The sequence below is a fragment of the Phenylobacterium sp. genome, from assembly GCF_030646615.1.
Classification (GTDB): Bacteria; Pseudomonadota; Alphaproteobacteria; order Caulobacterales; family Caulobacteraceae; genus Phenylobacterium.
The window spans coordinates 33,037-53,505 of the sequence record NZ_JAUSLG010000053.1; the positions used below are offsets into that span (position 1 = coordinate 33,037).

General features: G+C 68.5%; 17 protein-coding genes. 13 read left to right on the forward strand and 4 right to left on the reverse strand.

Going from position 1 to position 20,469, the window contains the following annotated elements; translation table 11 throughout:
- Nucleotides 1–44 precede the first annotated feature (44 nt).
- Genes pdhA through lpdA form a run of 5 tightly spaced genes read left to right on the forward strand, consistent with a single transcriptional unit; the run spans nt 45 to nt 5,572 of the window.
- Complete coding sequence (pdhA, locus tag Q7S93_RS09355) at nt 45–1,073, forward strand: pyruvate dehydrogenase (acetyl-transferring) E1 component subunit alpha (protein ID WP_304713616.1); 1,029 nt, start codon at nt 45–47, stop codon at nt 1,071–1,073.
- Entirely contained in the window at nt 1,070–2,473 is a 1,404-nt protein-coding gene (locus Q7S93_RS09360; protein ID WP_304713617.1) for a pyruvate dehydrogenase complex E1 component subunit beta, read from the forward strand. Before pdhA ends, Q7S93_RS09360 begins: the two co-directional genes overlap by 4 nt.
- A complete protein-coding gene (locus Q7S93_RS09365; protein WP_304713618.1) occupies nt 2,470–2,880 on the forward strand; it encodes a GFA family protein in 411 nt (136 codons plus the stop codon). Before Q7S93_RS09360 ends, Q7S93_RS09365 begins: the two co-directional genes overlap by 4 nt.
- Entirely contained in the window at nt 2,877–4,157 is a 1,281-nt protein-coding gene (locus tag Q7S93_RS09370) for a pyruvate dehydrogenase complex dihydrolipoamide acetyltransferase (protein WP_304713619.1), read from the forward strand. Before Q7S93_RS09365 ends, Q7S93_RS09370 begins: the two co-directional genes overlap by 4 nt.
- A gap of 14 nt (nt 4,158–4,171) precedes the next feature.
- Nucleotides 4,172–5,572 (forward strand): dihydrolipoyl dehydrogenase, encoded by a 1,401-nt coding sequence (gene lpdA / locus Q7S93_RS09375; protein WP_304713620.1) that lies wholly within the window; start codon nt 4,172–4,174, stop codon nt 5,570–5,572.
- Between the two features lie 63 nt (nt 5,573–5,635).
- On the opposite strand, the gene Q7S93_RS09380 is transcribed toward lpdA, so the two are convergent.
- On the reverse strand, nt 5,636–7,192 hold the full coding sequence (locus Q7S93_RS09380; RefSeq protein ID WP_304713621.1) for an AMP-binding protein: 1,557 nt from the start codon (nt 7,190–7,192) through the stop codon (nt 5,636–5,638).
- Nucleotides 7,193–7,317: 125 nt separating this feature from the next.
- Complete coding sequence (locus Q7S93_RS09385; protein ID WP_304713622.1) at nt 7,318–8,343, reverse strand: alpha/beta hydrolase; 1,026 nt, start codon at nt 8,341–8,343, stop codon at nt 7,318–7,320.
- A gap of 88 nt (nt 8,344–8,431) precedes the next feature.
- Here Q7S93_RS09385 and lipA point away from each other — a divergent pair, with 88 nt between their 5' ends.
- Both lipA and Q7S93_RS09395 read left to right on the forward strand, forming a co-directional pair.
- On the forward strand, nt 8,432–9,418 hold the full coding sequence (gene lipA, locus Q7S93_RS09390; protein WP_304713623.1) for a lipoyl synthase: 987 nt from the start codon (nt 8,432–8,434) through the stop codon (nt 9,416–9,418).
- 7 nt (nt 9,419–9,425) lie between these two features.
- A complete protein-coding gene (locus Q7S93_RS09395; RefSeq protein WP_370652111.1) occupies nt 9,426–9,899 on the forward strand; it encodes a type II toxin-antitoxin system RatA family toxin in 474 nt (157 codons plus the stop codon).
- A gap of 3 nt (nt 9,900–9,902) precedes the next feature.
- On the opposite strand, the gene Q7S93_RS09400 is transcribed toward Q7S93_RS09395, so the two are convergent.
- Nucleotides 9,903–10,394 carry a CinA family protein gene (locus Q7S93_RS09400; protein ID WP_304713625.1) on the reverse strand — a complete coding sequence of 164 codons (492 nt, stop codon included), beginning with the start codon at nt 10,392–10,394 and terminating at the stop codon, nt 9,903–9,905.
- A gap of 92 nt (nt 10,395–10,486) precedes the next feature.
- Between Q7S93_RS09400 and Q7S93_RS09405 the strand changes: the two genes are divergently transcribed.
- A complete protein-coding gene (locus tag Q7S93_RS09405) occupies nt 10,487–12,742 on the forward strand; it encodes a spermidine synthase (RefSeq protein ID WP_304713626.1) in 2,256 nt (751 codons plus the stop codon).
- Nucleotides 12,743–12,749: 7 nt separating this feature from the next.
- Here Q7S93_RS09405 and Q7S93_RS09410 read toward each other — a convergent pair whose 3' ends face one another.
- Nucleotides 12,750–13,898 (reverse strand): bifunctional 2-C-methyl-D-erythritol 4-phosphate cytidylyltransferase/2-C-methyl-D-erythritol 2,4-cyclodiphosphate synthase, encoded by a 1,149-nt coding sequence (locus Q7S93_RS09410; RefSeq protein WP_304713627.1) that lies wholly within the window; start codon nt 13,896–13,898, stop codon nt 12,750–12,752.
- Nucleotides 13,899–13,988: 90 nt separating this feature from the next.
- On the opposite strand from Q7S93_RS09410, the gene dusB reads away from it, so the two are divergent.
- The 5 genes from dusB to Q7S93_RS09435 form a co-directional block, all read left to right on the forward strand.
- The gene (gene dusB / locus Q7S93_RS09415) at nt 13,989–14,996 is read left to right on the forward strand and encodes a tRNA dihydrouridine synthase DusB (RefSeq protein WP_304713628.1); all 1,008 of its coding nucleotides are present in this window, start codon (nt 13,989–13,991) and stop codon (nt 14,994–14,996) included.
- Complete coding sequence (locus Q7S93_RS09420; RefSeq protein WP_304713629.1) at nt 14,993–16,108, forward strand: two-component system sensor histidine kinase NtrB; 1,116 nt, start codon at nt 14,993–14,995, stop codon at nt 16,106–16,108. The genes dusB and Q7S93_RS09420 overlap by 4 nt, the downstream gene beginning before the upstream one ends.
- Nucleotides 16,105–17,532 (forward strand): sigma 54-interacting transcriptional regulator, encoded by a 1,428-nt coding sequence (locus Q7S93_RS09425; protein ID WP_304713630.1) that lies wholly within the window; start codon nt 16,105–16,107, stop codon nt 17,530–17,532. Before Q7S93_RS09420 ends, Q7S93_RS09425 begins: the two co-directional genes overlap by 4 nt.
- 92 nt (nt 17,533–17,624) lie before the next feature.
- Entirely contained in the window at nt 17,625–19,868 is a 2,244-nt protein-coding gene (locus tag Q7S93_RS09430) for a sensor histidine kinase NtrY-like (protein WP_304713631.1), read from the forward strand.
- On the forward strand, nt 19,858–20,469 hold a 612-nt coding region (locus tag Q7S93_RS09435; protein ID WP_304713632.1), incomplete at its 3' end, for a sigma-54-dependent transcriptional regulator. The genes Q7S93_RS09430 and Q7S93_RS09435, both read left to right, overlap by 11 nt.

Sequence of the window (20,469 nt, forward strand, 5' to 3'; positions counted from 1 at the left end):
CCTGGGTTAGAGTGGCTGACGCAGAATCGACCCGGGAGAGACATATGGCGCGCGCCAAACCGGCCGCCAAGGCCGGCGACCAGCCGGCCGACACCGCAAACGGTCTCGGTAAGGACGCCCTGCTGGGCTTCTATCGGAACATGCTGCTGATCCGCCGCTTCGAGGAACGGGCCGGCCAGCTCTACGGCATGGGTCTGATCGGCGGGTTCTGCCACCTCTATATCGGCCAGGAAGCCATCGCCGTCGGTGTCCAGTCGATCCAGGAGGAGGGCGACCAGGTCATCACCGCCTATCGCGACCACGGCCATATGCTGGCCTGCGGCATGGATCCCAACGAGGTCATGGCCGAGCTGACCGGTCGGGCCGGGGGCTCGTCCAAGGGCAAGGGCGGATCGATGCACATGTTCTCCCGCGAGGCGGAGTTCTATGGCGGCCACGGCATTGTCGGGGCCTCCGCGCCCCTGGGCACGGGCCTGGCGCTCGCCAACCGCTACCGGGACAATGGCAAGGTGACCTTCACCTATTTCGGCGACGGCGCCGCCAACCAGGGCCAGGTCTATGAGAGCTTCAACATGGCCGCCCTGTGGAAGCTGCCGGTCGTCTATGTGATCGAGAACAACCAGTACGCCATGGGCACGTCCCTGGAGCGGTCGTCGTCTGAGACCCACATGTACAAGCGCGGCGCCTCCTTCCGGATTCCCGGCGAAGAGGTGGACGGCATGGACGTTCTGGCGGTGCGCGACGCCGCCAAGCGGGCCGCCGCCCACGCCCGCAGCGGCGAGGGGCCCTTCATTCTGGAGATGAAGACCTATCGCTATCGTGGCCATTCCATGAGTGATCCGGCCAAGTACCGCACCCGGGAAGAGGTGGACGAGGTCCGCAAGACCCGCGATCCCATCGAACATCTGCGGGAGATGCTGGAAAAGGAGGGCCTGGCCGATGAGGCCGCCCTCAAGGCGATCGACGCCGACGTGAAGAAGATCGTCGCCGAGGCCGCCGAATTCGCCCGCACCTCGCCCGAGCCTGAGCTGGCCGAGCTCTATACCGAGGTCTATGTGGAGGCCGCACAGTGACCGACATCCTGATGCCGGCGCTGTCTCCGACCATGGAGGAGGGCACGCTGGCCAAATGGCACGTAAAGGTCGGCGACACCGTCTCGGCCGGCGACGTGATCGCCGAGATCGAGACCGACAAGGCGACCATGGAGGTCGAGGCCGTCGATGAGGGCGTGGTCGAGGAACTCCTGGTTGAGGCCGGCGCCGAAGGCGTGAAGGTCAATGCGCCCATCGCCCGGCTCGCCGGCGGCGCGGCCCCGGCCAAGGCCGAACCTGAGCCCAAGGCGTCCGACGCCGAAGAGGCCGAGGCGTCCGGCGATCCGGAAAAGAAGCCGCCCGCCGACGCCAAGGCTGAACAGCCGGAGGGAGACGGCCCTGCCGCCGTGCGCCCTGCGGAGGCCCTGGCCGACCCGGAAATCCCGGAGGGCGCCAAGCTCGTCAAGACCACGGTCCGCGACGCCCTGCGCGACGCCATGGCCGAGGAGATGCGCCGGGACGAGACGGTCTTCCTGATGGGTGAAGAGGTCGCCCAGTACCAGGGGGCCTACAAGGTCAGCCGTGGTCTGCTGGAGGAGTTCGGCGAGCGTCGGGTGATAGACACCCCGATCACCGAATACGGCTTCGCCGGCCTCGGCGTCGGCGCGGCCATGGCCGGCCTTAAGCCCATTGTCGAGTTCATGACCTGGAACTTCGCCATGCAGGCGATCGACCACATCGTGAACTCCGCGGCCAAGACCCACTACATGTCCGGCGGTCAGATCACCACGCCCATGGTCTTCCGCGGTCCCAATGGGGCGGCGTCCCGCGTGGCGGCCCAGCACAGCCAGGACTACGCCGCCTGGTACGCCCATATTCCGGGCCTGAAGGTGATCGCCCCCTATGACGCCGCCGACGCCAAGGGGCTGCTGAAGGCGGCGATCCGCGATCCCAATCCGGTGGTCTTCCTTGAGCACGAGATGCTCTATGGCCAGGAGTTCGACGTCCCCGAGGTGGACGACTATGTCCTGCCCATCGGCAAGGCCAAGGTCCGTCGGACGGGCGCGGACGTCACCATCACCGCCTATTCTCGGATGGTCGGCCTGGCGCTGAAGGCGGCCGAAGAACTGGCCGGCGAAGGGATCGAGGCCGAGGTCGTCGATCTTCGCACCTTGCGCCCCCTGGACCACGAGACGGTGGTCGAGAGCGTGCGCAAGACCCACCGCCTGGTGACGGTCGAGGAGGGCTGGGGGCCCATGGGCGTCGGCGCCGAGATCATCGCCCGGGTGATCGAGCACGCCTTCGACTATCTGGACGCCCCGCCCGCGCGGGTCTGCCAGGAGGACGTGCCTCTGCCCTATGCCGCCAATCTGGAAGCCCTGTCGCTGCCGTCGGTGGACAAGATCGTCAAGGCCGCCAAGGCGGTCAGCTACAGGTCATGAGCGAGCCGGCGGACCTGACCTGGCGCGGCGGCGGCTGCCATTGCCGGGCGGTGCGGTTCGAGGTCGCCCTGCCCGGGCGCGTGACCGCCCAGGCCTGCAACTGCTCGATCTGCGCCATGACGGGGTTCATCCACGCCATCGTGCCCGCCAGCCGCTTTCGCCTGCTCCAGGGTGAGGACCAGATCACCACCTATCTGTTCAACACCGGGGTCGCCCAGCACACCTTCTGCAAGGTTTGCGGGGTGAAGAGCTTCTATCGTCCGCGGTCGAACCCCGACGGCTGGTCGATCAATGTCCGCTGCCTCGACCCCGCCGACGATCTGGACTTCGACATCGAACCCTTCGACGGCCAGAACTGGGAGGCCCACGCCGCGGGCCTCGCGCACCTCTCCAAGGAATCCGCATGACCGACATCCTGATGCCGGCGCTGTCGCCCACCATGGAGGAGGGCACCCTCGCCAAGTGGCTGGTCAAGAAGGGCGACACGGTTTCGGCCGGCGATGTGATCGCCGAGATCGAGACCGACAAGGCGACCATGGAGGTCGAGGCCGTCGATGAGGGCGTCGTAGAGGAGATTCTCGTCGAAGCCGGAACCGAGGGCGTGAAGGTCAATGCGCCCATCGCCCGCCTGTCCGGCGGCGTCGAGGCCAAGGCGCCCGAGCCCAAACCTGCGAAAGAGGCAGCCCCCGAAGCGGCGCCGGCCAAGGCTGAGAGGCCAGCCAAGGCCGAGCCCGCGCCTGCAAAGGCTTCACCGGCCAAGACCCCGGGCGGCGAGCGCATCTTCGCCTCGCCCCTGGCCCGGCGGATCGCCGAGCAGAAGGGGCTCGACCTCGCGGCCATCGAGGGCTCTGGCCCCCACGGCCGGATCATCGAGCGCGACGTCAAGGACGCCAAGCCGGGGGCCAAACCCGCAACGACGACGGCGACTACGCCGAGCGAGCGCCGCGGCGAAACCCGTCCGGTCCAGTCCCTGCAGCAGATGGGCATCCCCGAGGGCAGCTACGAGCTGATTCCGCTGGATGGCATGCGCAAGACCGTGGCCCGGCGGATGACCGACTCCTTCCGTGACGTGCCGCACTTCCCCCTGACCATCGATCTGGAGATTGACCGCCTGCTCGAGTCCCGCGGTCGGATCAACAAGATGCTGGAAAAGGACGGGGTGAAGGTCAGCGTCAACGACATCATCCTCAAGGCCTGCGCCGTGGCCCTGATGCGGGTGCCTGAGGCCAACGCCTCCTATTCCCCCGAGGGTATCGCCCTGCACCACCATGCGGACATCGCCATGGCGGTCGCCGTCGAGGGCGGGCTGATCACGCCGATCGTCCGCAAGTGCGAGACTAAGGGCCTGGCGCAGATCGCCCAGGAAACCAAGGACCTGGCCGAGCGCGCCCGGACGCGGAAGCTGAAGCCCGAGGAGTTCCAGGGCGGCACCTTCAGCGTGTCCAATCTCGGCATGTTCGGGATCAAGTCCTTCGGCTCGATCATCAACGAACCCCAGGGCGCGATCCTGTCGGTGGGGGCGGGGACCAAGCAACCGGTGGTCCGGGGCGATCAGCTGGCCATCGCCACGGTGATGTCGGTGACCATGACCTGCGACCACAGGGTGGTGGACGGGGCGACCGGCGCCCGCTGGCTGGAAGCGTTCAAGGCTCTGATCGAAGAGCCCCTGGCGATGATCGTCTGAAGGGGCGCGATATCATGGACTTTGACCTCATCATCATCGGCGCGGGCCCTGGCGGCTATGTGGCCGCCATCCGCGCCAGCCAGCTGGGCCTGAAGACCGCCATCGTCGAGCGCGAGGCCCTGGGCGGCGTCTGCCTGAACTGGGGCTGCATTCCCACCAAGGCCCTGCTGAAGTCCGGCGAGGTCTATGAGCAGCTGCATCACCTGGCCGATTATGGCCTGGCCGCCGACAAGCCGCGGTTTGACTTCGCCAAGGTCATCGAGCGCTCGCGCAAGGTGGCCGGACAGCTGAATTCCGGCGTCGGCTTCCTGATGCGCAAGCACAAGATCGAGGTCATCGAGGGGACCGCGCGCCTGGAGAAGGGCTCGCCCGCGCCTAAGGTCATCATCGCCCAGAAGAAGGGCGGGAACCGCACCCTGCAGGCCAAGCATGTGATCCTGGCCACCGGCGCCCGCGCCCGGACCCTGCCGCAGATCGGCCTGGAGCCGGACGGCGACCGGGTCTGGTCCTATCGTGAGGCCATGGTTCCGAAGGCTGCGCCCAAGTCGCTGATCGTCATCGGCTCGGGCGCCATCGGCATCGAATTCGCCAGCTTCTACCGCGCCCTGGGCGCAGAGGTGATGGTGGTCGAGGCCCTGCCGCGCATCCTGCCGGTGGAGGACGAAGAGGTCTCCACCGCTGCGCGCAAGGCTTTTGAGCGGCGGGGGCTGAAGTTCCGCATCGGCGCGACCGTCAAGAGGCTCTCCAAGTCCAAGACCGGCGTCGCCGTCGACATCGAGACCGGCGGCAAGGCCGAGACTCTGGAGGCCGAGCGCGCCATCGTTGCCGTCGGCATTGTCGGCAATGTCGAGGATCTGGGGCTCGAAGCCCTCGGGGTGAAGGTCGAGAAGACCCACATCGTCACCGACAAGCACGGCGCCACCGGCGTGCCGGGCCTCTACGCCATCGGCGACGTGGCCGGCCCGCCATGGCTGGCCCACAAGGCGAGCCATGAGGGGGTTCACTGCGTCGAGCACATCGCCGGCGAGCCGGCCAATAACCTCAATGCCCCGATCCCCGGCTGCACCTATTCAAATCCGCAGATCGCCTCCATCGGCCTGACCGAAGCGGCCGCCAAGGCGGCCGGTCGCAAGGTCAAGGTCGGCCGCTTCCCGTTCAAGGTGAATGGCAAGGCCATCGCGGCCGGCGAGACCGAGGGCTTCGTAAAGACCCTGTTCGATGACCAGACCGGCGCCCTGGTGGGCGCGCACATGATCGGCTCGGAGGTCACCGAGATGATCCAGGGGTTCGCCCTGGCCATGACCCTGGAGGCTACAGAGGCCGAGCTGCAGGCCACGGTCTTCGCCCACCCGACGCTGAGCGAGGCGATGCACGAATCCGCCCTCGACGCCTATGGCAAGGTTCTGCACCTCTGAGCGCGTTCCAATGAGTGGGAACCGGTTATCGGATCAAGGCGCGCTCAAGACTGAGCGTTTAGCTTAGCCCGTGCGGCGCAGTTCGGCCTCGGCCATGCGCTGGATGGCCACATAGTCGGTCTTGCCGGTGCCCAGGACCGGGATTTCCTGGATGCGGATGATCTTGCGCGGCACGGTCAGCTCCGACGCCCCGATGGCCTTGGCGTGGGCGATCAGCGGATCGGGGGAGGCGTCGCGCTTGTCGGTCAGCAGAATCAGCCGCTCGCCCTTGCGCGCATCGGGCATGGCGATCACCGCGTGCCGGCACTCGGGCCAGACGCTGACGGCGAGGTCTTCGGCGGCGGTCAGAGAGACCATTTCCCCGCCGACCTTGGCGAACCGCTTCACCCGGCCGAGGATCTTGATCCAGTTGTCGTCGGTGATGCTCACCACGTCGCCGGTGTCGTGCCAGCCGTCCACGGGCGCCTCGATCGACCCGTCGGCGGCCAGATAGCCGGCCATGATGTTGGGGCCGCGGACGAACAGCTGGCCGCCGCCCGGGATGCCCTTCACCGGCTCCAGCCGAGTCTCGACGCCTGGGAGGACGCCGCCCACCGTGCCCCGGCGATTGTCCGTCGGCTTGTTCACCGCGATGACCGGCGAGGCCTCTGTCGCCCCATAACCTTCCAGCAGCGGGATCGGGCCGAAGCGTTCGGCGATCAGGTTATGGGTTTCGTCGCGCACCTTCTCGGCGCCGCAGACCACGAACTTCAGGCCCGACAACTCGCCGGGCTCGGCGGCCCGAGCGTACTGATTCACGAAGGTGTCCGTCGCCAGAAGGATCGCGGCGCCGGAGTCGCGGATGAGCGGCGGGATCTGCTTGGTGTGCAGGGGCGAGGGATATTGGAAGGCCTTCATACCGTTCAGGATCGGCAGCAGCACCCCGCCGGTGAGGCCGAAACAGTGGAAGATCGGCAGGGGATTGAACATCACCCAGGCCGGATCGAGGTCGATATGGGCGGCGATCTGGCGCGCATTGGCCACAAGATTGGCCTGGGTCAGCACCACGCCCCGCGGCGCGCCGAAACTGCCGGAGGTGAACAGGATCACGCCCGGATCGGAGGGCTTGCTCGAGGCGCTGAGTTGCTTGGGCAAGAAGCCGCCGGCGGCGGCGAACAGCTTGTCGGCGGCGCCCACCTTTTCCCGCACATCTTCGAGATAGACGACGCGGGCGATCGGCTCGAGGGCGTCGATCAGGTCGTGCAGCTTGCCCTGCTCGATGAAGCGGTGGGAGGTCAGGACGGTCTTGACCCCAGCCAACTCGCAGGCCGCCTTCAGGTTGCGGATCCCGGCGGTGAAGTTGAGCATGGTCGGCGTGCGGCCGATGGCGTGCAGCGCGAAAAAGGTCACAACACCACCGGCGCTCGACGGCAACATCACGCCGACCCGCTCGCCCTTGGCGGTGAAGCCGGCGATCTTGCGGCCCAGGGCGAAGGCGGCGCGGATCAGGTCGGTATAGGTGAGGGGGTTGCGCTCCTGGTCCTCCAGGATCGGCGTCTTGGCGCCGAAGCGGGCGCGGGCCTCGATGAGGGCGTCGAAGATCGAGACCTGGGCGTCGCGCGGATCGAAATCACGGGTCAAGGGCGAAAATCCTCCGACAGTACGGCGCTGATACGTGTCAGCGCCCTTGTTGTGCCCGCAACGGTAGAGGCGCCCGGCGGGCTTGGAAAGCTAGGTCAGGGTACGGGCGCGAGCCGTTTACGGCTTCAGGCGGGCGGCGAGGGCGCCACGGCGCGGGCCCGCGCCGACATCTGGGAGATGAGGTCCATTATCGTCTGAAACCATAGGGTTCGGTAGGTCTCCGCACCGAGATGCAACGCCCGCCCCGGATCTGTGGTGGCGGCGTACTGGCAGGCGGTCTGGGCCGCGCAGAAGGTTTGCGCCGCGTCCGCCCCGGTAGCAGGACCGAGGACCACCAGCGGCATGCCCAAGGGCGGCCCGGCCTGGATCTGGCTCAGAGCCTGGGACTGGGCGGGCGCCCAGCCGAGGCTCGCGCCCGTCAGGCGCAGGTCGGGATTGGCCGTCTGCCAGGCGTGGCGCACCTTGCCCCTCCACGGGTCTGAGGCGAGGCCGGTAGCGTAGTCGTCCGGGGCCTCGCGGCTCCAGGCGCTCCAGCCTGGCGCTGGCAGGCGCGTCAGGCCCAGGCGGCTGGCCAGCGATTCCCATCGCCGGGGCGGCGGCTGGGACCGGAAGTCCGGCGCGCTGAGGACCAGGGCCGCCGCCGGTGCGCCGGCCTGGGCCGCCATCACCGCGGTGAGCGCCGCATCGCCTGCGCCCAGCAGGATCAGCGGCGCCTCGTCGGCGGGGCGGATGACTTCGATGATAAGGCTGCGCACCGCCTCTGCGCCGGTCTCGAAGCCCTCAGTGTGCCCCAGGTCATGGGGGCTCAGATAGCGGCCGGAGCCGCCCTGGCCGGCCCGCTCCAGCACCCAAACCCCATAGCCTCGGGCGTTCAGCTGCCGGGCGGTCTCGAACCAGACCTCCGCCGATTCGCCATAGGCCGGGACGATCAGCACATGGGCGCGAATCCCGATCCCCGCCGGCGAGGACACCCCATAGCGCAGCTGGGGCTGGCCCTGCGCCTGGACCACGCCCCAGGCCCAGCCTTCCGGCGCCAGGAAGCGCGGCGCCAGGCTGGGGGGCGGTCGGCTGTCGGTGAAGGCTTCGCGGCCCTGTCCCGGATCGCAGGCCACCAGAACCAGGGCGGCGATGAGGAGGAGGGCGCGCTGCATGGCGCAGTTTCAGCCCATGCGCCCCCTGCGACGCAAGTGCGCGCAATCACGGCTTGATCCTGGGCCGCTGAAGGACGATCTAAGCCCTATGACCGTCGTCATCGACCATCTGGCCCGGCCCCGCCCGCGCCATCCCGAAAAGCAGGCCCGCCCCGACACGCCGCTGTTGCGCAAGCCGGAATGGCTGCGGGTGCGCGCCCCGGGCTCGGCGGGCTACGCCGCCACCCGCGAGGTGGTGAAGGCCCATGGCCTGGTCACCGTCTGCGAGGAAGCCGCCTGCCCCAATATCGGCGAGTGCTGGTCCCAGAGCCACGCCACCATGATGATCATGGGCGAGATCTGCACCCGCGCCTGCGCCTTCTGCAATGTGACCACCGGCAAGCCCGGCGCACTCGATCCCACCGAGCCTGAGCGCGTGGGCGACGCCGTCGCCAAGATGGGCCTGAAGCACGTCGTCATCACCTCGGTGGACCGGGATGACCTGGCCGATGGCGGCGCCTGGCATTTCGCCGAGGTGGTGCGGGCGATCCGCGCCGCAGCCCCGGGCGCGACGGTCGAGATCCTGACGCCGGACTTCCTGCGCAAGCCGCTGAGCGCAGTGGAGGCGATCATCGACGCCCGCCCGGACGTCTTCAACCACAACCTCGAAACCGTGCCCCGGCTCTATCTCTCGATCCGTCCCGGCGCCCGCTACTACAACTCCCTGCGGCTGCTGGAGCGCGTCAAGGAACGCGATCCGGCCCAGTTCACCAAGTCTGGCCTGATGGTCGGCCTCGGCGAGAGCAAGGAAGAGGTCATGCAGGTCATGGACGACATGCGTTCGGCCGGCGTCGACTTCCTGACCATTGGCCAGTACCTGCAGCCGACCCGCAAGCACGCGGCCATCGACCGCTACGTGACCCCCGAAGAGTTCGCCGGCTATGAGGAGATCGCCCGCGCCAAGGGCTTCCTGATGGTCTCGGCCAGCCCGCTCACCCGCTCGTCGCACCATGCGGGCGAGGACTTCGCCAAGCTGCAGGCCGCCCGTCATGCGCAAGAGGCGCGTCAGGCCGCCCAGGCCGCGGTCCGAGCCTAGACCTCTCTTGCGTCACCGGGTCACCAAAGTCCTGCCCTATGGGCCAGACCAGCTGTTCGCCCTGGTCGGCGATGTGGAGCGCTATCCGGAGTTCGTGCCGTGGGTCACTGGCATGCGGACCTGGAACCAGCGCCCGGCCGGGGCGGGCGTTGACCTGCTCGACGCCGAGGTCGCCGTCGGCTTCTCGTTCCTGAAGGAACGGTTTTCCACCCGCGTGCGCCGGGACGCCACGAACCGCACCATCCAGGTCGGCCTGATCTCCGGCCCGTTCAAGCGCCTGGAGAACCGGTGGCGGTTCCACGACGATCCGGCGGGGACGAAGATCGAGTTCGAGATCGACTTCGAGTTCAAGTCCCGGCTGTTGGCGGCCCTGCTGAGCGCCAACTTCCATCAGGCGGTGGACAAGCTGATCGGCTGTTTCGAGGCCCGCGCCGAGGTGCTGTATGGCCCGCCGGCCGCCTTGGACGATCCGGCGGCCTGAGCCTCAGGTCAGGCGTTCGCGCAGCATTTCCAGGGCGGCCTGGGCCGCGGCCTGCTGTATCTCGAAGCGGGTTTCGAACTCGAACAGCTCAACCCGGTGGGTGAGGCCATGATTGGTCCGCGCCGTGGCGATGTGCACCGTGCCCACCGGCTTCATCCGCGTGCCGCCGTCCGGCCCGGCGATGCCGGTGATGGCCACTGCTAGGTGGGCGTTGGAATTCTCCAGCGCGCCCTCGGCCATCATCCGCGCCACAGGCTCGGAGACCGCGCCCAGATCGGCGATGAGGTCGCCGGGGACGCCCAGCATTTCCTGCTTGGCCCGGTTGGAATAGGTGACGAAGCCCCGGTCCAGGACGTCCGAGGCGCCAGGAATGGCGCAGATCGCGGCGCTGACCAGGCCGCCGGTGCAGCTCTCGGCGGTGACGATTCGCAGGGACTTCTGTCGCGCCTCGTCGATGAGCAGGCGGGCCAAGGTCTCGATTTCCAAGGAAAACATGGGCTCTCCGACGCAGTTCGGTAAGGCGCTAGGCGCCGGGCGGCTCAGACCACACCATCGGCGACCATGACGTTACAAGCCGAATCGGCGCGATGACCCTCTCTGCGCCTCATCCCCAGGGCGTCCGCACTGTTGCGCCGGCCCTGTTCGGCGTCACCGTCTTCGCCAGCGCGTCCCTGGTCTTCATGGTCCAACCCATGGCGGCCAAGCTGCTCCTGCCGCTCATGGGGGGCACGCCGGCGGTCTGGAACACCAGCATGGCCTTCTTCCAGAGCGCCCTGCTGCTCGGCTACGCCTATGCCCATCTGTTGCAGAAGGTGGGCTCTGTCCGCCGTCAGCTGTTGATCCATGGGGGCGCGCTGCTGCTGGCCGCCCTGGTCCTGCCCCTGCGGATCCATGAGGTGCTGGGGCCGCCGACCTCGGATCATCCGGCGCTCTGGCTGTTGGGCGCCCTTGCGCTGATGGTCGGCGCGCCCTTTGCGGTGCTGTCGGCCACGGCGCCCCTGGCCCAGGCCTGGCATGCCCGCATCTATCGCGAGGGTGAGGGGCGGGGCCCCTATGTCCTCTATGCAGCCAGCAATCTGGGCAGCCTGATCGCCCTGCTGGCCTATCCCATCGCCGTGGAGCCGACCCTGGCCATCCAGGCCCAGAGCCTGGTCTGGAGCCTGGGCTATGGCGGTTTCGCGGTCCTGATGGCGGCCCTGGGCCTGATGGTCGCCCGCGCCCCGACCCAATTCGCGCCGGCTCCGGCGGCTCTGGCTGAAGGCCAGATGACGGCGTCTGGTCGAATATGGCGAACCCGACTGATCTGGATCGGCCTGGCGGCCATCCCCTCGAGCCTGATGCTGGGGGTCACCACCCACATCACCACCGATGTGGCCTCGGCGCCCTTTATCTGGGTCGTGCCGCTCGCCCTCTACCTGCTGACCTTCGTGATCGCCTTTCAGGACCGGCCGCTCATCTCCCGGGATATCGGCCTCGTGCTCCATGCCGCGGCCCTGGCGGCCTGCGCCGTCATCCTGCCCTTTCACACCACCAATCTCGTGCTCCTGCTGGCCATCCATCTGGCGGCCTTCTTTTTCACCGCCCTGGTCTGCCATCAGGCCCTGGTGGCGCGACGCCCGCCGCCGGCGCGGTTAACGGAATTCTATCTCTGCCTCTCCATCGGCGGCGTCCTGGGGGGCGGGTTCAACGCCTTCCTGGCCCCGCTGATCTTCACCAATGTCTGGGAATATCCCCTGGCCCTGGCCCTGGGCGTCCTGGCGCGGCCCTGGGAGATGGCGACAGACAAGTCCTGGCGGTGGGGCCTCTTCGCCATCGCCGTGGTCGCGCTGATCGCCGCCCCGGTGCTGGCCGGCCTCTATGCGGGCAGCGAGTCTGTAGTCCGCATTCTGCTCGGGATCGTCGTGGTCTCGGCCTTCCTCATCCGGCGGAGCACGGTGCTCTTCCTGGCGGCCATCATCATGCTGCTGATCTCCGCCCAGATGGTGGGCGATCGGGTCGATGTGCGCCAGCAATGGCGCAGCTTCTTCGGCGTGGCGCGCCAATCGGTCATGCCGGTCGCGGCCCTGGGGGGCGAGGTCAGGATGCTGGCCCACGGCACCACCCTGCACGGCGCCCAGGCCACGTCGCCAGGCCATCGCTGCCGTCCCATCGTCTATTACGCGCCGGAGACGCCCATCGGTCAGGTCTTCGCCGCCAAGCGCGCCGAGAAGGCCAGCCTGACCATCGGCGCGGTCGGCCTGGGGACCGGAACCGTGGCGGCCTATGTGCGGGCGGAGGACCAGATGACCTTCTTCGAGATCGATCCGATGATGGTCGCCATCGCCAACGACCCCGCCTATTTCAGCTACACCACCGAATGCGCCAAAGGGCCGATCGACTATGTGATCGGCGACGCCCGCCTGACCCTGCAGGACCAGCCGGAGGGCCGGTTCGACCTGCTGTTGCTGGACGCCTTCTCGTCGGACGCGGTGCCCGCCCACCTGCTGACCGTGGAGGCCGTGCGGATGTATCTGGCGCGGCTGAAGCCCGATGGCGTGCTGATCATGCACCTGTCCAATCGCAATCTGGACCTGATCTCGCCGGCCATGGCGGTGGTCGAGGCGGCCGGCGGGGTGGGCCTCCTGCAGCGTCACGCGGCGGCCTATGACAGCCCGCCGCTCTGGGAGTCGGCCGAGGATGTGGTGATCGTCGCCCGCACCGAGGCCGCTCTGGCCGCCTATGAGAACGATGTCCGCTGGGACCCTATCGACCCGACCCTGGCCGCCCCCTGGACCGACGCCTACACCAACCTGCCTGGGGCGATGTATGCGCGGATGAAGGAGATCTGGACCTGGCTGCCCTGAGGTCGAGCTATCGCGGGGTCTCGACCGTCGCCAGGGCCTGGGCGGCTAGGCCTTCCTGGCGGCCGGTGAAGCCCATGCCCTCGGTCGTCGTCGCCTTGACGCTGATCCGGTCTTCCGGGAGACCGAGGATCTCCGCCAGGCGGGCGCGCATGGCGTCCCGGTGCGGCCGGATCTTAGGCCGTTCGCAGATCAGGGTGACGTCCACATTGACGATCTCGCCGCCGCGGCTCCGCACCAGTTGGGCGGCGTGAGCCAGGAACTGATCGGAAGAAGCGCCTCGCCACTGGGGATCGCTGGGGGGAAAGTGTTCGCCGATATCGCCGGCCCCGATGGCGCCCAGCAGGGCGTCGGTCAGGGCGTGGAGGCCGGCGTCGGCGTCGGAATGGCCGACCAGGGTCTGGTCGTGGTCGATGCGCACGCCACAGAGCCAGACTGCGTCGCCGGGTCCCCAGCGGTGGGCGTCGAACCCCTGGCCGGTGCGGACCAGCCGGGCGCCGGCGGCGAGTCGTTCAGCCATGGCGAAGTCCTCCGGATAGGTCAGCTTGAACAGCAGCGGGTCGCCGGGACAGATCGTCACCAAACCGCCGGCGGCGGTCACCACCTGGGCGTCGTCCGTGGGCTCCTGGTCGCTGGACCAGGCGCCATAGGCGGCCGTGAGCCGATCCAGGGCGAAGACCTGGGGAGTCTGGGCGCGCCAAAGCCCTTCGCGGGAGGGGGTTTCGAGGACGGGGCCGGCCTGCCGCTTGAGGGTGTCGGCGAGGGGGAGGGCGAGGACCGCCCCATCGGATCCGCCGAGGGCGTCGAGCGCCTGCGACACATGGTCCCGGGTGAGGAAGGGGCGGGCCGCGTCGTGGATGAGGACAGGCTGGTCCGCCCGCGGCGGCGACAAGGCCGCGATCGCAGCCCGGACCGAGCCCGACCGGGTGGCGCCCCCCTCGACCAGGGTGATGCGGGGCAGCCCGTCCAGCGCCGTCCCTGCGGTCTGCATCATGTCTGGGGCGACGGCCACGGCGATCTGGTCGGCGCCGGCGGCCAAAAGCGCTTCCACCGACCAGCGGGCGATGGCCCGGCCGCCCAGCGGGCGCCAGGCCTTGGGCGTCCCTGCGCCCGCGCGGGTCCCGCTTCCCGCGGCGACGACAATGGCCGAAAAGCTCATGCGGCGTGTTTAGGGCGCCAAGTCCTGTTGTCCAGGCTTTACGGCGCCGCACAAATTGCCTAAAAAGGCAGCGGTAAGGGTGATCATAAAATGAGCAACAAGCTCAAGGTCGGGGAAATAGAGGTTGCTGGGCGCGTCTGGATCGCCCCCATGACCGGCGTGTCCGATCTTCCATTTCGTCGCGCGGCCAGCCGTCTGGGCGCACCCTATGTGGCCACGGAAATGGTCGCTTCGGACGAGTTCGCCCGTGGGCGGCCAGACGTGGTCCGCCGCGCCGCCGTCGGCGAGGGCCTGCCCCTGATGGTGGTTCAGCTGGTTGGCCGAGATCCGGCCACCATGGCCCAGGGCGCCCGCCTGGCGGCCAAGGCCGGCGCCGAGATCATCGACCTCAATTTCGGCTGCCCGGCCCGCGAAGTGACCGGCGTCGCCTGCGGCTCGGCCCTGATGCGCGAGCCCGACCTGGCCGAATCCATCGTTGATGCGGTGGCGCAGGCGGTGGCCGTGCCCGTCACCGTGAAGATGCGCCTGGGCTGGGACGCCGCCAACCTCAATGCGCCGGAACTCGCCGTGCGATGCGTCGGCGTCGGGGCCCGGGCGGTCACCGTCCATGGCCGCACCCGCAGCCAGTTCTACAAGGGCGCGGCGGACTGGGCCGCCGTGGCCAGGGTCAAGGCCGCCGTGGACGTGCCGGTTATCGTCAATGGCGACATCGTCGATGGCGACACCGCCCGCCAGGCCCTGGCGCTCTCGGGCGCCGACGGCGTCATGGTGGGCCGCGGCGTCTATGGCCGGCCCTGGATCGCCGCCGAGATCGAGGCGGCCCTGGCGGGCCAGCCCTTCGAAGGTCCGGATGCGGCCACAAGACTTGCGATCGTCCTCGCCCATTTCGAGGACGCCCTGGACTTCTATGGCGCTCGCCTGGGCTTGAGGATCTTCCGCAAGCACCTGGCCGCCTACATCGATAACGCGCCTTGGCCCACGCAGGCCGAGGCCAGGCGGGCCGCCCGTTCGCGGCTCTGCCGACTGGAGGATCCGTCAGAGGTGAAATCTGAACTGGCTGCGCTCTGGCGCGGCCCTGAGGCGAGGTTGGCCGCATGACGAGCCGGACCAAGACGACATCCAGCGGCGCAGAGCTTTCGGCGCTCAAATCCGCCGCCTTCGACCTGAGCCCCGAACCGGCCATGGTCATCGACCGTGACGGCGCGCTCATTGCGGTCAATGAGGCCGCAGAAGCCCTCTTTGGCCAGGGCCTGGGCCTCCTGGCTCGAGGCCGTTTTCGGGCGGCCCTGCCGCCGGGCTCTCCCCTGGTCGAGCTGCTCAATCGCGCCCTCGAGGAGGGCGGTGCGGTGCGCGAGCGGGGCATCGGCATGAACCTCTTCGGTCTTCCCCCCTTCGAGGCCGATGGCGCGGCCGCCCCGCTGGGGGATGGCTCGGTCCTGCTGACCCTGCAGGTCAAGGGCGGGGTCTTCTCGGAATTCGCTGGCGATGTGGCGGGCCTGCGCTCGATCATGGGCCTGGGCCGCATGCTGGCCCACGAGATCAAGAACCCCCTGGCGGGCATCCGCGGCGCCGCCCAGCTGCTGAAGGCCGGCGCCAAGGCCGAGGACGTGCCCCTGGCTCAACTGATCGTCGATGAGACCGATCGGGTGAAGCGCCTGGTGGACCGGATGGAGGTGTTCGCCGACGACGCCCCGCCAGCCCGCAATCCGGTCAATATCCATGAGGTGCTCGACCGCGTCCGCGCCCTGGCGGTGAACGGCGTGGCCGACGGCCTTTTGCTGCGGGAGCAGTACGATCCCTCGCTGCCCTCGACCCCGGGGGATGAGGATCAGCTGATCCAGGTCTTCCTGAACCTGGTCAAGAACGCCTCAGAGGCCGCCCACGCCCGCGGCGACGGGCGCGGCGAGGTGCTGATCACAACCGCCTACCGCCACGGAGTCCGGGTGCGCTCGGCCAAGGACCGCCAGCTGCGCGGCACGCCTCTGGAAGTGCGGATCCAGGACAATGGCCCCGGCGTGCCCCCGCACCTGCGCGAGAGCCTCTTCCAGCCCTTCATCACCACCAAGCCCAACGGTGCGGGTCTTGGCCTGGCGCTCGTCTCCAAGCTGGTGGCCGGCCATGGCGGCCTGATCGATTTCGAGTCTGAACCTGGGCGGACAGTTTTCCGCGTGTTGCTTCCCATTGTGACCGAAAAGGACGTCTCGGCATGAGCGCCGCAGGTAAGAAGATCCTCATTGCGGATGACGATTCCTCCATCCGACTTGTCCTGTCCCAGTCCTTCACCCGCCTGGGCTATCAGGTTCGCGCCACCGGCAACGCCTCGACCCTGCTGAAGTGGGTGTCCGAAGGCGAGGGCGACCTGGTCATCACCGACGTGATGATGCCCGACGAGAACGTGTTCGACGTGCTGCCGCGCATCCGCAAGGAGCGCCCCAAGCTGCCGGTCATCGTGATGAGCGCGCAGAACACCCTGTTGACCGCCGTCAACGCCGCCGAGATCGGCGCCTTCGACTATGTGCCCAAGCCCTTCGACCTGGACGACATGACAGCCGTGGCGCGCCGGGCCCTGTCGCGTCCGGCCGACGCCGAAGCCTCCCGCGCCCAGGCCCGGGCCATGCGCGACGAGCGCCTGCCGCTGATCGGCCGCTCTACCCCGATGCAGGAGGTCTATCGCACCATCGCCCGTCTGGTCGGCGCCGACCTGACGGTGCTGATCCTCGGCGAGTCCGGGACCGGCAAGGAGCTGGTGGCCCGCGCCCTGCATGACATGGGTCGTCGCAAGGACGGCAAGTTCGTCGTCATCAACCTCGCGGCCACCCCGCGCGAGCGGGTCGAGACCGAGCTGTTTGGCCGCGCCGACACCGAGAGCGACAGCGGCAAGCTGGTGGAGGCCGACGGCGGGACCCTGTTCCTGGATGAGATCGGGGACATGCCCCTGGACGCCCAGACCCGCCTTCTGCGGGTGATCGACGGCTCCGAGCCGGCCCTGAACCCCAAGACCGGCCGGCGGCCCAACGCCCGCCTCATCGCCGCCACCAATCGCGACCTGCGCGGCCTGATCCAGCAGGGCCTGTTCCGGGAGGATCTCTATTTCCGCCTGAACGTGGCGCCGATCCGCCTGCCGCCCCTGCGCGACCGGACAGAGGATATCCCCGACCTCGCGCGTTCCTTCCTGCTGCGGGCCAATCGCGAGGGCCTGCCGTCCAAGACCATCGACCAGGCCGCCCTGGAGCGGCTGAAGCTCCATGCCTGGCCGGGCAATGTCCGCGAGCTGGAGAACCTGATCCGCCGGATCTGCGCCCTCTACGCCGAAGAGCTGATCACGGCGCGCATCGTGGAAAAGGAGCTGGTGGATCAGCAGCCCAGTCAGCCTGGGCAGGAGGGGCCGCTGACCCTGGCCCAGCTCGTTGAGCGCCACCTTGGAGGTTATTTCGCCGAGCAGCCTGAGGGCGTGCCGCCGGCCGGCCTCTATGATCGGGTGCTGGAGGAGGTCGAGCGGCCGCTGATTCAGCTCACCCTGGCGGCCACCCGGGGCAATCAGGTGCGGGCGGCCGAGATCCTCGGCCTCAACCGCAACACCCTGCGCAAGAAGATCCAGGATCTGGGTGTGGATCTGACCCGCGGACGGCGTTGATCGACGGCGAACCCTCGGCTGCCAACAACCTGGCGTAATCTGGCAACATGAGTGTTGAGTTATAGACACAGTTGCGCCTAGGCTCATCTCGCATGGCGTCGTCGACTCTGACATCGGGAGCGTCCAATGCGCCCGCCAGACTCTGGCGGGCGCTGCAGTCCCGCTATGTGCTGGGCGGCGGCTATATCCTGGCGGCGATCCTGACGGCGGTCGCCATTCTGCTGGCCGCTTCGCCCCCGGAAGCGGGGCCTTTGCGGCCGGCGTCGACGACCATCCTGACCGTCCTGAGCCTGAACCTGGTGCTGATCCTGGTTCTGGCCGCCCTGGTCGGTTTTCGCCTGCTGGCCCTGCTGGACGCCCGCTCGGTGGATGCGGGCGCGCGCCTGCATCTGCGGTTCGTCACCCTGTTCGCCCTGGCCGCCGTCGCGCCGGCCGTGGTGGTGGCCCTGTTCTATGGGGTCCTGGTCAATCGGGGCGTCGACAACTGGTTCAGCGAGCGGGTTCAGACGGTGGTGGAGAACTCCGCCACCGTGGCGCGCTCCTATGTGGAGGATCAGAAGCGCTATATCGGCGAGCATGTGTCGCTGATGTCGGTGGACCTGAACCGCGCGGCGCCGGCCCTGGGCGCCACGCCGGTGACCTTCAGCCACTTCCTGGCCCTGCAATCGGCCTATCACGGCTTTCCCGCCGCCTATCTGATCGACCGTGAAGGTCGGGTCCTGGCGAGGACCGAGGCGCCCGACGCGCCGGCCTACATGGTGCCGCCCGAATCGAGCTTCCAGGCGGCGGACGAGGGCGACATCTCGGTCCCGGCCTTCGACTCCGCTGACCTGATGCGAGCCCTCTACCGGCTGAACTCCTATCCAGACGCCTACCTCTACGTGACCCGTCCCGTGGAGTCGGGGATCATCAACCACCTCATCGAGGCCGAAGGCTCGCTGATCTCCTACCGTGAGGCGGCCCAGAGTCGGGCGCGCATCCAGACGGTCTTTGCGCTGAGCTATGTGGAGACCGCGCTCCTGGTCCTGGTGGGCGCGGTGTGGCTCGGCATGTCGGCGGCCAACGCCATCTCTGGTCCTGTCGCGCGGCTGGTCCAGGCCGCCGGCCGCGTGGCCAGCGGCGATCTCGACGCCCGCGTAGATGCGGACAATGACCCTGAAGAGATCGCCGTCTTGTCTCGTGCTTTCAATAGCATGACCCATGACCTTCAGGTGCAGCAGGAGGCCCTGAAGCGGGCCGGCGACGAGGCCGAACGCCGCCGTGAGTTCATCGAAACGGTGCTGTCCGAGGTGAGCGCCGGGGTCATCGGCCTGGACGAGGGCGGGCGCATCTCGGCGGTGAACCGCCAGGCCGCCCATCTGCTGGAACTGCCCGAAGAGATCGGTGCGGGGCAGACCCTGGCCGATCTCGTGCCTGAACTCGGCCCGGTGGCGGCCCAGGCGGCTGTCTCCGGCGAGGCCGAGGTCGAGGTGGATATCCAGCGGGACCGGGAAAATCACCGCCTGCGGGTCCGCGCCAGCCGGGGCGACAGCGGCCTGGTCCTGACCTTCGACGACATCACCCGTCTGGTGGCCGCCCAGCGCAACGCCGCCTGGAAGGACGTCGCCCGCCGCATCGCCCATGAGATCAAGAACCCGCTGACGCCGATCCAGCTGTCGGCCGAGCGAATCCGGCGCAAGTTCCGCAAGAACGTGCCGGTCGCCGACCTGGAGACCTTTGACCGTTGCACCGACACCATTGTCCGCCAGGTGGGCGATATCGGCCGGATGGTCGATGAGTTCTCCGCCTTCGCCCGCATGCCGGCGCCGCGGTTTTCGCCCCAGGACCTGGCCGAACTGGTGCGCGCCCAGGTGTTTTCCCAGCGGGTGGCCAATCCGGACATCGAGATCGAGCTGAAGGAGCCTCTACCGGACGCCTCGGCCATGGCCGATGGCCGCATGCTGGCCCAGGCCCTGACCAACATCCTGAAGAACGCCGCCGAGGCCGTGCACGCCCGCCTGGAGGCGACGCCCAAGCCAGCGGGACGCATCCGTGTGCGCATGGGCCTGGCCGACGACCTCGTCACCATCGAGGTGGAGGACAATGGGGTGGGCCTGCCGGAAAAGGACCGCGACCGGTTGACCGAGCCCTATGTGACAACGCGCGAGAAGGGTACGGGCCTGGGCCTGGCCATCGTCAAGCGCATCCTCGAGGATCACGGCGGCGAGCTGGTCCTGGCCGATGCGACGCGGGGCCGCGGCGCCCGGGCCATTCTGCAAATTCCGGCCGGAGGCCGCCCGACCGGCGCGCCCCCGGCCTCCGAAATGATGCTCGAAGGAGAGTCCCATGGCGGCTGACGTTCTTGTGGTGGACGACGAGGCCGACATCCGCGACCTGGTGGCCGGAATCCTCGACGATGAGGGCTATGAGGTGCGGACGGCCTCGGACTCGGAGTCCGCCCTTGCGGCGGTGCGGGCCCGCCGGCCGTCCCTGCTGATCCTGGATATCTGGATGCAGGGCGGCGGCATGGACGGGCTGGAGCTGCTCGACCTGATCAAGTCCCTCGATCCTGACCTTCCGGTGGTGATGATCTCGGGCCACGGCAATATCGAGACCGCCGTCAGCGCCATCAAGCGCGGCGCCTACGACTTCCTGGAAAAGCCGTTCAAGTCCGACCGGCTGCTGCTGGTGGTCGAGCGCGCTCTGGAGGCGGCCAATCTGCGCCGCGAAAACCGCCGGCTGCGGACCCAGGCCGTCATGCCCGAGGGCCTGATCGGCAAGTCCATGCCCGCCCAGCACCTGCGCCAGATGATCGCCAAGGTCGCCCCGGCCAACAGCCGGGTGCTGATCGCCGGGCCGGCCGGATCGGGCAAGGAGATGGTCGCGCGGATGATCCACGCCGCCAGCCCCCGGTCGAAGGGCGAGTTCGTCGCCATCAGCGCCGCCGGCATGGCCCCC

Bases quoted from the DNA above. Each gene is read 5' to 3' on its own strand.
- pdhA (WP_304713616.1), top strand. From the start codon at position 45: ATGGCGCGCGCCAAACCGGCCGCCAAGGCCGGCGACCAGCCGGCCGAC.
- Q7S93_RS09365 (WP_304713618.1), top strand. From the start codon at position 2,470: ATGAGCGAGCCGGCGGACCTGACCTGGCGCGGCGGCGGCTGCCATTGC.
- Q7S93_RS09370 (WP_304713619.1), top strand. From the start codon at position 2,877: ATGACCGACATCCTGATGCCGGCGCTGTCGCCCACCATGGAGGAGGGC.
- lpdA (WP_304713620.1), top strand. From the start codon at position 4,172: ATGGACTTTGACCTCATCATCATCGGCGCGGGCCCTGGCGGCTATGTG.
- Q7S93_RS09385 (WP_304713622.1), bottom strand. From the start codon at position 8,343: ATGCAGCGCGCCCTCCTCCTCATCGCCGCCCTGGTTCTGGTGGCCTGC.
- lipA (WP_304713623.1), top strand. From the start codon at position 8,432: ATGACCGTCGTCATCGACCATCTGGCCCGGCCCCGCCCGCGCCATCCC.
- Q7S93_RS09400 (WP_304713625.1), bottom strand. From the start codon at position 10,394: ATGTTTTCCTTGGAAATCGAGACCTTGGCCCGCCTGCTCATCGACGAG.
- Q7S93_RS09405 (WP_304713626.1), top strand. From the start codon at position 10,487: ATGACCCTCTCTGCGCCTCATCCCCAGGGCGTCCGCACTGTTGCGCCG.
- Q7S93_RS09410 (WP_304713627.1), bottom strand. From the start codon at position 13,898: ATGAGCTTTTCGGCCATTGTCGTCGCCGCGGGAAGCGGGACCCGCGCG.
- dusB (WP_304713628.1), top strand. From the start codon at position 13,989: ATGAGCAACAAGCTCAAGGTCGGGGAAATAGAGGTTGCTGGGCGCGTC.
- Q7S93_RS09420 (WP_304713629.1), top strand. From the start codon at position 14,993: ATGACGAGCCGGACCAAGACGACATCCAGCGGCGCAGAGCTTTCGGCG.
- Q7S93_RS09425 (WP_304713630.1), top strand. From the start codon at position 16,105: ATGAGCGCCGCAGGTAAGAAGATCCTCATTGCGGATGACGATTCCTCC.
- Q7S93_RS09430 (WP_304713631.1), top strand. From the start codon at position 17,625: ATGGCGTCGTCGACTCTGACATCGGGAGCGTCCAATGCGCCCGCCAGA.